Origin of the sequence: Agromyces mangrovi (assembly GCF_030296695.1) — a bacterium.
Classification (GTDB): domain Bacteria; phylum Actinomycetota; class Actinomycetes; order Actinomycetales; family Microbacteriaceae; genus Agromyces; species Agromyces mangrovi.
This window is the reverse complement of record NZ_AP027737.1, coordinates 565,525-576,611: the sequence shown is the minus strand read 5'-3', so window position 1 is coordinate 576,611 and position 11,087 is coordinate 565,525. Positions and strand designations below refer to the sequence as shown.

Below are 11,087 nucleotides of genomic sequence, written 5' to 3'. Positions count from 1 at the left end.
ATACTGCAACTCTCCAAGCGTTCGACGGGGGCATCATGGCGAAGGTCAACACGGGTCGCATGACCCACCGGCACGACGGCGAGCTCGTCGTCTTCCTGATCGGCATGCGCGTGAACCGGTGGTGGCGTCCCGACCTGTGGCTGCCGGCGTTCCTCGCGATGCCGCGCATGCTGCGGGAGCTCGCGACCACACCCGACTCGGGCTTCCTCGGCGCCCGGCTGCTGACGGGGGCGAACGGCCCATACGTCGTGCAGTACTGGAGCAGCCACGACAAGCTCTACGACTACGCATCGGATGCCTCGGGGGAGCACCGGCCCGCCTGGGCGGCGTTCAACCGGGCCGCGCGTCGGGCTCCCGGTGCCGTGGGCATCTGGCACGAGACGTATCAGGTCGCCCGCGCCGAGAGCATGTACGTGAGCATGCCGTCGTTCGGCCTGGCCGATGCCACCGAACTCGTGCCCGTGACCTCCCGGTCGGATCGCGCGCGCCAGCGCTACGCGCAGGGCGAGGTGACGGCGCCCGCGTGGTCTGCCCCCGCGCCCGGCCCGCGTGACCTGCCCGCGAGACCTGCCCGCGTGATGGGATGGACGCATGACTGATTCACTCGTCCCGAGTGTCCGCCTCAACGACGGACACGACATCCCGCAGCTGGGCTTCGGCGTCTTCAAGGTCGACCCCGTGGAGACCGAGCGCATCGTGACCGACGCGCTCGAGGCCGGGTACCGGCACATCGACACCGCACGCATCTACGGCAATGAGGAGGGGGTCGGGCGCGCGATCGCGGCGTCGGGCATCCCCCGCGAGGAGCTGTACATCACGACGAAGCTCTGGAACGACGATCAGGGCGGCGACTCGGCACGGGCCGCATTCGATGCGAGCCTCGAGCGCCTCGGCCTCGACTACGTCGACCTCTACCTGGTGCACTGGCCGGTGCCGTCCCAGGACCGCTACGTCGAGGCGTGGAACGCGCTCGCCGGCATCCGCGAGACCGGGCGCTCGCGCTCCATCGGCGTCTCGAACCACCTCGTGCCGCACCTCGAGCGGCTCGCCGCGGAGACCGGGGTGACGCCCGCCGTCAACCAGATCGAGCTGAGCCCCTACCACCAGCAGCGCGACGTGGTCGCCTACTGCGCCGAGCACGGCATCGCCGTCGAGGCGTGGGGTCCGCTCGGCCAGGGCAAGACCGCCCTGCTCGGCGACCCCGCCGTGGTGGGCATCGCCGAGCGCCACGGGGTGTCGCCGGCGCAGGCGCTCCTGCGCTGGCACCTGCAGCGCGGGTTCGTCGTCTTCCCGAAGACCACCTCGCGGGCGCGCATGGAGGAGAACCTCGACGTGTTCGGGTTCGAGCTGGATGCGACCGAGGTCGCGCAGCTCGACGCGCTGCCGCCGACCGGGGAGCACGCCGATCCGATGACCGTCGGCGCCTGATTCCGCGCCTGAACGGCCTCTTCGGGGCGCGGGCCGGGCGGTGCGCGATGCGCGACACGCCCGGCCTGCGCGTTCGTTTTGGCGAAGCGGCGAGCGGCACGTAGTGTTCTTACTCGTCACCCCAAAGGTGCGGGAGAGCGGCAGAGCCTCCCGGCCTCAAGCGGGACCATCCAACGCAACGAAGTCCGGCTCTTGTCGGAGCCCTTCGCAGCGCCTAGGATGTCTATTCGTCACTTTCGATCGTCGCGATCGCACACTGATCGCGATCCGTCAGGCTGCGCCTGTCGGAGGCGACAGGCCGGTTTGAGCCTGGTGCCCGAGGGTGATACAGTAGAGAGGTTGCCCTGAGTGGCAAGCCGAGAGGCTGACACTTCGGAGCGTCCGTTTCTTGAGAACTCAATAGCGTGCACTATGTTCAATGCCATTTTTTGAACCCCGTCCAGCATCTTCGGGTGTTGGTGGGATTCCTTTGGATTGATGGACAGCCAGTTTTGGTTGTTCTTTGGTCAGAGATCAGATTTGTCGGCCCTCTTTTTGTTGGGTTGGCGCCATTTTTTTTTGGAGAGTTTGATCCTGGCTCAGGACGAACGCTGGCGGCGTGCTTAACACATGCAAGTCGAACGATGAAGCCCAGCTTGCTGGGTGGATTAGTGGCGAACGGGTGAGTAACACGTGAGTAACCTGCCCTGGACTCTGGGATAACCCCGAGAAATCGGAGCTAATACCGGATAGGACTTCGCACCGCATGGTGTGGGGTGGAAAGTTTTTTCGGTTTGGGATGGACTCGCGGCCTATCAGCTTGTTGGTGAGGTAATGGCTCACCAAGGCGTCGACGGGTAGCCGGCCTGAGAGGGTGACCGGCCACACTGGGACTGAGACACGGCCCAGACTCCTACGGGAGGCAGCAGTGGGGAATATTGCACAATGGGCGCAAGCCTGATGCAGCAACGCCGCGTGAGGGATGACGGCCTTCGGGTTGTAAACCTCTTTTAGTAGGGAAGAAGGGCTTCGGCTTGACGGTACCTGCAGAAAAAGCACCGGCTAACTACGTGCCAGCAGCCGCGGTAATACGTAGGGTGCAAGCGTTGTCCGGAATTATTGGGCGTAAAGAGCTCGTAGGCGGTTTGTCGCGTCTGCTGTGAAAACGCGAGGCTCAACCTCGCGCCTGCAGTGGGTACGGGCAGACTCGAGTGCGGTAGGGGAGACTGGAATTCCTGGTGTAGCGGTGGAATGCGCAGATATCAGGAGGAACACCGATGGCGAAGGCAGGTCTCTGGGCCGTAACTGACGCTGAGGAGCGAAAGCGTGGGGAGCGAACAGGATTAGATACCCTGGTAGTCCACGCCGTAAACGTTGGGCGCTAGATGTGGGGACCTTTCCACGGTTTCCGTGTCGTAGCTAACGCATTAAGCGCCCCGCCTGGGGAGTACGGCCGCAAGGCTAAAACTCAAAGGAATTGACGGGGGCCCGCACAAGCGGCGGAGCATGCGGATTAATTCGATGCAACGCGAAGAACCTTACCAAGGCTTGACATATACGGGAACGCCTCAGAAATGAGGAACTCTTTGGACACTCGTATACAGGTGGTGCATGGTTGTCGTCAGCTCGTGTCGTGAGATGTTGGGTTAAGTCCCGCAACGAGCGCAACCCTCGTCCTCTGTTGCCAGCACGTCATGGTGGGAACTCAGGGGAAACTGCCGGGGTCAACTCGGAGGAAGGTGGGGATGACGTCAAATCATCATGCCCCTTATGTCTTGGGCTTCACGCATGCTACAATGGCCGGTACAAAGGGCTGCGATGTCGTAAGGCGGAGCGAATCCCAAAAAGCCGGTCTCAGTTCGGATTGAGGTCTGCAACTCGACCTCATGAAGTCGGAGTCGCTAGTAATCGCAGATCAGCAACGCTGCGGTGAATACGTTCCCGGGCCTTGTACACACCGCCCGTCAAGTCATGAAAGTCGGTAACACCCGAAGCCGGTGGCCCAACCCTTGTGGAGGGAGCTGTCGAAGGTGGGATCGGTGATTAGGACTAAGTCGTAACAAGGTAGCCGTACCGGAAGGTGCGGCTGGATCACCTCCTTTCTAAGGAGCATCTGGGGACCGAGAGGTTCTCCAGGCACACCAGATCAGGACCGAATGTGTTCTGCTGGTTGCTCATGGGTGGAACGTTGGCATAGGTGTCGGTCGGATCCGATCACTGCTCAGTACATCCCGCGCTTGTCGTGGGAAGGGAACGGTGGGGGTTGGTGGTGGCCGGCACATGCACGCTATTGGGTCCTGAGGGACCGGGCCTTTCGGGGCTTCGTAACCTTGCACGGACCCGCATTCGGCACCAGCGTATGGCTGGTGGTGGTGTGGGTACCGTTCGTGTGTTGAGAACTACATAGTGGACGCGAGCATCTTAGATCGACCTGTCTTCGGGCGGGTCGTTCACAAGATCAAGTAAGACACTCCTTCTTCGGAGGGGGTGTCCGACTGATCATTGGTCAATCTCATGCACCCTTTGGGGTGTGTGCGATCGATTCATACTCATGTGATTTCAAGTTTCTAAGAGCAAACGGTGGATGCCTTGGCATCTGGAGCCGAAGAAGGACGTCGTAATCTGCGATAAGCCTCGGGGAGTTGATAAACGAGCTGTGATCCGAGGATTTCCGAATGGGGAAACCCCGCCAGGCCCTTCGGGTGACCTGGTGACTCCCGCCTGAATGTATAGGGCGGGTAGAGGGAACGTGGGGAAGTGAAACATCTCAGTACCCACAGGAAGAGAAAACAATAGTGATTCCGTTAGTAGTGGCGAGCGAACGCGGATGAGGCTAAACCGAGCCATGTGTGATACCCGGCAGGGGTTGCATGGTCGGGGTTGTGGGACTTCTCGGACTGTTCTGCCGGACAGTCACGGTGACGTGTCGGGTATAGACGAACCGCATTGAAAGGCGGACCGGAGTGGGTGTGAGTCCCGTAGTCGAAATGCCTGGCCGGCCGGAGGAGTATCCCAAGTAGCACGGGGCCCGAGAAATCCCGTGTGAATCTGTCAGGACCACCTGATAAGCCTAAATACTCCCAGATGACCGATAGCGGACAAGTACCGTGAGGGAAAGGTGAAAAGTACCCCGGGAGGGGAGTGAAATAGTACCTGAAACCGTTTGCTTACAAACCGTTGGAGCCTCCTTGTTGGGGTGACAGCGTGCCTTTTGAAGAATGAGCCTGCGAGTTAGTGATATGTGGCGAGGTTAACCCGTGTGGGGTAGCCGTAGCGAAAGCGAGTCTGAATAGGGCGATTCAGTCGCATGTCCTAGACCCGAAGCGAAGTGATCTATCCATGGCCAGGTTGAAGCGACGGTAAGACGTCGTGGAGGACCGAACCCACTTCAGTTGAAAATGGAGGGGATGAGCTGTGGATAGGGGTGAAAGGCCAATCAAACTTCGTGATAGCTGGTTCTCTCCGAAATGCATTTAGGTGCAGCGTTGCGTGTTTCTTGCCGGAGGTAGAGCTACTGGATGGCCGATGGGCCCCAACAGGTTACTGACGTCAGCCAAACTCCGAATGCCGGTAAGTGAGAGCGCAGCAGTGAGACGGTGGGGGATAAGCTTCATCGTCGAGAGGGAAACAACCCAGACCACCGACTAAGGTCCCTAAGCGCGTGCTAAGTGGGAAAGGATGTGGAGTTGCACAGACAACCAGGAGGTTGGCTTAGAAGCAGCCACCCTTGAAAGAGTGCGTAATAGCTCACTGGTCAAGTGATTCCGCGCCGACAATGTAACGGGGCTCAAGCACGTCACCGAAGTCGTGGGATTCGCACAGTTGACAGGCCTTCGTGGTCCAGTCGTGCGGATCGGTAGGAGAGCGTCGTGTGCCGGGTGAAGCGGCGGAGTGATCCAGCCGTGGATGGCACACGAGTGAGAATGCAGGCATGAGTAGCGAAAGACGGGTGAGAAACCCGTCCTCCGGAAGACCAAGGGTTCCAGGGTCAAGCTAATCTTCCCTGGGTAAGTCGGGACCTAAGGCGAGGCCGACAGGCGTAGTCGATGGACAACGGGTTGATATTCCCGTACCGGCGAAGAACCGCCCACACTAATCCAGCAATGCTAACCATCCGAACCATCCCATCGTCCCTTCGGGGGCACCGGGGTGGGGAGCGTGGGACCCGAGTCTGGTGCGGTGAGCGTATTAACAGGTGTGACGCAGGAAGGTAGCCGAGCCGGGCGATGGTTGTCCCGGTCCAAGCGTGTAGGCCGAACGGTAGGCAAATCCGCCGTTCATCATGGCTGAGACGCGATGGGGATGAAAAGTCGGTGATCCTATGCTGCCGAGAAAAGCATCGACGCGAGGTTCCAGCCGCCCGTACCCCAAACCGACTCAGGTGGTCAGGTAGAGAATACCGAGGAGATCGAGAGAATCGTGGTTAAGGAACTCGGCAAAATGCCCCCGTAACTTCGGGAGAAGGGGGCCGGATTCGTGAAGGGACTTGCTCCTGGAGCGTTGAAGGCCGCAGAGACCAGTGGGAAGCGACTGTTTACTAAAAACACAGGTCCGTGCCAAGTCGCAAGACGATGTATACGGACTGACGCCTGCCCGGTGCTGGAAGGTTAAGCGGAACGGTTAGCTCTTCGGAGCGAAGCTGAGAAGTTAAGCCCCAGTAAACGGCGGTGGTAACTATAACCATCCTAAGGTAGCGAAATTCCTTGTCGGGTAAGTTCCGACCTGCACGAATGGCGTAACGACTTCCCAGCTGTCTCAACCGCGAACTCGGCGAAATTGCATTACGAGTAAAGATGCTCGTTACGCGCAGCAGGACGGAAAGACCCCGTGACCTTTACTACAGCTTGGTATTGGTGTTCGGTGTGGCTTGTGTAGGATAGGTGGGAGACTTTGAAGCGGGCACGCCAGTGTTCGTGGAGTCATTGTTGAAATACCACTCTGGTCACTCTGGATATCTAACTTCGGACCGTAATCCGGTTCAGGGACAGTGCCTGGTGGGTAGTTTAACTGGGGCGGTTGCCTCCCAAAGAGTAACGGAGGCGCCCAAAGGTTCCCTCAACCTGGTTGGCAATCAGGTGGCGAGTGTAAGTGCACAAGGGAGCTTGACTGCGAGACTGACAGGTCGAGCAGGGACGAAAGTCGGGACTAGTGATCCGGCAGTGGCTTGTGGAAGCGCTGTCGCTCAACGGATAAAAGGTACCTCGGGGATAACAGGCTGATCTTGCCCAAGAGTCCATATCGACGGCATGGTTTGGCACCTCGATGTCGGCTCGTCGCATCCTGGGGCTGGAGTAGGTCCCAAGGGTTGGGCTGTTCGCCCATTAAAGCGGTACGCGAGCTGGGTTTAGAACGTCGTGAGACAGTTCGGTCCCTATCCGCTGCGCGCGCAGGAAATTTGAGAGGATCTGACCCTAGTACGAGAGGACCGGGTTGGACGAACCTCTGGTGTGTCAGTTGTTCCGCCAGGAGCACCGCTGATTAGCTACGTTCGGGATGGATAACCGCTGAAAGCATCTAAGCGGGAAGCCGGCCTCGAGATGAGATTTCCATCCCCTTCGGGGGAGAGGCGCCCAGCCAGACGACTGGGTTGATAGGCCAGATGTGGAAGCCCGGCAACGGGTGTAGCTGACTGGTACTAATACGCCGACAACTTGATTATCACTACACACACCCACGTGTAAGGCAGGGGTGTGTGGCCTGTAGATCGCTCGCGTCCACTCTGTGGTTCCCACCACACGAACAACAACTCAACACCCACCCACAACCCGCCTTCGGGTTGGCGGGGTGGGACCCGAGACCACACACCCCCATCACGCGTGGGTGTGGCTAGAGTTTCGGCGGCCATAGCGCGAGGGAAACGCCCGGACCCATTCCGAACCCGGAAGCTAAGACTCGCAGCGCCGATGGTACTGCAGGGGCCACCCTGTGGGAGAGTAGGACACCGCCGGACATACCTTGAACGAAACCCCCCAGCAGCGATGCTGGGGGTTTCGTGCGTTCGGGGCGCCCTCTAGCATGGGCCGCATGGCGACACGACGAACGTTCGTGATCCTCGGTGCCGACGGCGACCTCGCAGCGCGGCTCCTCCTGCCGGGCCTCGGGCAGCTCCTGATGCACGACCGGCGGTCGAAGCTCGCCCTCGTCGGTGTGGGGCAGTCGGCACTCAGCGACGACGAATGGCGTCGGCGCCTTCGCGCGGCGCTCCGCGCGGACGAGGACGATCCGCTCGTCGCCTCGCTCGAGGCATCCGCTCGCTACCGCCAGGCCGACGCCACCAGCCGTGACGACCTGCAGGCACTCTTCGACGACCTGCCCGGGCCCGTGGCGATCTACTTCGCATTGCCGCCGGCGGTGACGCACGCGGCATGCGAGACGCTCGCCGACATGGACGTGCCGGCCGGCACGGTGCTCGCGCTCGAGAAGCCGTTCGGAACCGACCTCGAGAGCGCGCGCGCGTTCAACGCGCTGCTCGCGCGGCTCCCCGACGGGGTGCGCGTCGTGCGTGTCGACCACTTCCTCGGCAAGACGACCGTGCTCGCGCTCACCGGCCTGCGGTTTGCGAACCACATGTTCGAGTCCGTGTGGCATCGCGACCACATCGAACGCGTCGAGGTCGTCTTCGACGAATCGCTCGCGCTCGAGGGACGCGCGGGGTACTACGACAGGGCCGGCGCCCTGCGCGACATGATCCAGAGCCATCTGCTGCAGGTGCTCGCCCTCATCGCCATGGAACCGCCAGCGTCGGTCGAGTCCGAGGACATGCACCGGGCGATGGCCGACGTGCTCGAACGCACCCGGGTGTGGGGCAGCGATGCGTCCGAGGCGAGCCGACGCGCTCGGTACACCGCGGGCAGCGTCGGCTCGCGCGTCTTCCCCGACTACGCCGCCGAGGACGGCGTGGACCCGGCACGCGAGACCGAGACGCTCACCGAGGTGACCCTGCAGGTGAACGCCGAGCGGTGGCATGGCGTGCCGTTCGTGCTGCGATCCGGGAAGGCGATCGGACGTGATCGGGAGGAGATCTCGATCACGCTCCGCGAGCCGAGCTCGCTGCCGCGCGGCTTCAGCGGTGAGGTGCGGCGGGGGCTCCGGATCGGCATGAAGCCGGAGCGCATCGTGCTCGACGTCGCCGTCAACCGGGCGGACGACCTGCTCGCGCTGCGCACCGTGGAACTCGCGTCCCGCTCGACCGAGGGGCGCCTGGGGGCGTACGCCGAGGTGCTCGGCGGCATCCTCGACGGCGATGAGCTGCTGTCGGTCAGCGGGCCGATGGCCGAGGCGTGCTGGCGCATCGTGACGCCGATCCTCGAGGCGTGGGAAGAGGACCGCGTGCCGCTCGAGGAGTACCCGGCCGGGTCGCGCGGGCCCTCGTCCTGGCCGACCACCCAGCACGACTGACGATGGCCGACCGACTGCGCGGCGCGCTGAGCCCGTACCTGCGCGCGCACGCCGACAACCCGGTCGACTGGTGGCCGTGGGGCGAGGAGGCGTTCGCCGAGGCGCGCCGCCGCGACGTGCCCGTGCTCGTGTCGATCGGCTACGCCACCTGCCACTGGTGCCACGTGATGGCCCGCGAGAGCTTCAGCGATCCGGTCGTCGCCGCCCAGCTGAACGACGGGTTCGTCGCGATCAAGGTCGATCGGGAGGAGCATCCCGACGTCGACGCCGGCTACCTCGCCGCAGCGAGCGCGTTCACGCGCAACCTCGGCTGGCCGCTCACGGTGTTCGCGACGCCCGAGGGCCGGGCGTTCTACGCCGGCACGTACTTCCCGCCGCTCCCGGCCGGCGGAGCGCCCGGGTTCGGCGAGCTGCTCGACGCCGTGTCGCAGGCCTGGACGCAGCGGCGCGACGAGGTCGACGCCACCGCGTCGTCGCTGGCGAACGCGCTGGCGGAGGCATCCGTGCTGCGGCCCTCGGCCGACGGACCGCCCGGCGCGGCGCAGCTGGACGCGGCGGCCGACGCCCTCGTCGCGCTCGAGGACCGCACGCACGGCGGATACGGCGGCGCGCCGAAGTTCCCCGTGACACCCGTGCTCGGGTTCCTGCTCGGCCACGGCGGCGACGCGACGGCGTCGGCGCGCCGCAGCCTCGCCGCGATGGCCGTGTCGCCGTTGCGCGATCCCGTCGAGGGTGGCTTCTTCCGCTACGGCACGCGGGTCGACTGGAGCGAGCCGCACTACGAGCGGATGCTGTACGACAACGCGCAGCTGCTGACGGTCGCCGCGCGTGCGGCCGTGCTCGGTGACGGGCTCGCGGTCGGCACCGCCCGAGGGATCGCGCGGTACCTGCTCGACGTGCTGCGCCGGCCCGACGGCGGCTTCGCGAGCGCGCAGGACTCGGAGAGCGAGGTCGACGGCGAGCGCACCGAGGGCGGCTACTACGCGCTCGACGCCGCCGCGCGCGCGGAGCAGCCGGCGCCCGCGATCGACGAGAAGGTGCTGGCCGGGTGGAACGGGCTCGCGATCGAAGGGCTCGCGACCGCGGGCGCGCTGCTCGAGGAGCCCGCATGGGTCGACGCCGCCAGGGAGACGGCGACGATGCTGCTCGAACGGCACCGAAGCGACGACGGGCGGCTCATCCGCATGTCGCTGGGCGGCGAGGCATCCGCTGCGCGGGCCGCCCTCGAGGACTACGGCATGCTCGCGAACGGGCTGCTCGCCGTGGCCATCGCCGACGGCGAACCCTCGCTCGCGGTCGAGGCCCGGCGGCTGGTCGACGCCACCTTGGAGGCGGTCGTGGAGCCGGTCGACGGCGGGCCGGTGTTCGCGGTGCCGGGCGGAACCGACCCGGTGCTCCGGGCGCACGACCTCGTCGTGGAGGCGGACCCCTCGGAGGGGGCCACGCCGTCGGGGCCGAGCGCGCTGGCGGATGCCTGCGCCACGCTGTTCGCGCTGACCGGCGACGCGACGTACCTGGACGCCGCGCGCGCCGCGGTCGCGCGCGTCGCCGAGCCGATGCTGCGGCAGCCGTTGGCGTTCGGCACCTCGCTCCGCGTCGCCGACGAGCTCGCGCGCGGACTCACGCAGCTGGTCACGGTGGCGCCGTCGACCGGGGCGGACGCCGAACTGGTACGCGCCACGCGGCGCCACGGGGCATCCGTCGCCGTGGTCGTCGACGAGGGGCGCGTGCCGCACTGGGCGAACGCCGGGTTCGAGCTGTTCGCCGGCAGGGTCATGCGCGACGGGCGGACGACCGCCTACCTCTGCCGTGACTTCACGTGCCGGCTGCCGGTGACGGATGCGGCGGCGCTGGCCGACTCGCCCTGAACCGCGTGAGCCGGGCTCACCAGACGGTGGGGACCCGGCCGATCATGCCCCAGACGGCGACGCTCAGGTCGGGGTGCTCGACCGCGATGTCGCGCAGCACGTCGTACTCGAAGCGCTCGCGGTCGCCCGCGCGCGCGGTCGGGTGGTACGCCCGGGCGCGCGCCGTGCTCCACGGGTCGACGTGGATGCGCTCCTCGCGCAGCGTCGCGACCACCTGCTCGTCGACCGTCGGCAGGTCGGGCAGGAACGCCCAGGGATCTTCGCCGAGCCGGCAGCGCAGGTCGATGAGGGCCGCGAGCTCGTCTCGCGCGTCCTGGCGCAGCCGCTCGATGGTCGGCGCCTCCTGCGACATGTGCTCCCCTCTGATCGGACACGGCAAGGCTAACCCCGGAGTGTGACATCTGCGTTTCGCGA

At 64.4% G+C, this 11,087-nt stretch carries 5 protein-coding genes and 3 rRNA genes; 7 read left to right on the top strand and 1 reads right to left on the bottom strand.

Annotation, left to right across the window (positions count from 1 at the left end):
- The first annotated feature begins 35 nt into the window (after positions 1-35).
- From QUE38_RS02695 to QUE38_RS02665, 7 genes are all read left to right on the top strand, one after another.
- Positions 36-599 carry a DUF4188 domain-containing protein gene (locus QUE38_RS02695; RefSeq protein WP_286310048.1) on the top strand — a complete coding sequence of 188 codons (564 nt, stop codon included), beginning with the start codon at positions 36-38 and terminating at the stop codon, positions 597-599.
- Positions 592-1,428 carry an aldo/keto reductase gene (locus QUE38_RS02690; RefSeq protein WP_286310047.1) on the top strand — a complete coding sequence of 279 codons (837 nt, stop codon included), beginning with the start codon at positions 592-594 and terminating at the stop codon, positions 1,426-1,428. The genes QUE38_RS02695 and QUE38_RS02690 overlap by 8 nt, the downstream gene beginning before the upstream one ends.
- Positions 1,429-1,983: 555 nt before the next feature.
- A 16S ribosomal RNA gene (locus tag QUE38_RS02685) occupies positions 1,984-3,509 on the top strand.
- A 455-nt stretch (positions 3,510-3,964) separates the two neighbouring features.
- Positions 3,965-7,066, top strand: a 23S ribosomal RNA gene (locus tag QUE38_RS02680).
- Between the two features lie 174 nt (positions 7,067-7,240).
- Positions 7,241-7,357 (top strand): 5S ribosomal RNA (gene rrf, locus QUE38_RS02675).
- The 16S, 23S and 5S rRNA genes sit together here, the layout of an rRNA operon.
- Before the next feature lie 5 nt (positions 7,358-7,362).
- Positions 7,363-8,805 (top strand): glucose-6-phosphate dehydrogenase, encoded by a 1,443-nt coding sequence (locus QUE38_RS02670; protein ID WP_286310046.1) that lies wholly within the window; start codon positions 7,363-7,365, stop codon positions 8,803-8,805.
- Between the two features lie 2 nt (positions 8,806-8,807).
- Positions 8,808-10,673 carry a thioredoxin domain-containing protein gene (locus QUE38_RS02665; protein WP_286310045.1) on the top strand — a complete coding sequence of 622 codons (1,866 nt, stop codon included), beginning with the start codon at positions 8,808-8,810 and terminating at the stop codon, positions 10,671-10,673.
- A gap of 16 nt (positions 10,674-10,689) precedes the next feature.
- Here QUE38_RS02665 and QUE38_RS02660 read toward each other — a convergent pair whose 3' ends face one another.
- A complete protein-coding gene (locus tag QUE38_RS02660; RefSeq protein ID WP_281885432.1) occupies positions 10,690-11,025 on the bottom strand; it encodes a hypothetical protein in 336 nt (111 codons plus the stop codon).
- Positions 11,026-11,087 lie beyond the last annotated feature (62 nt).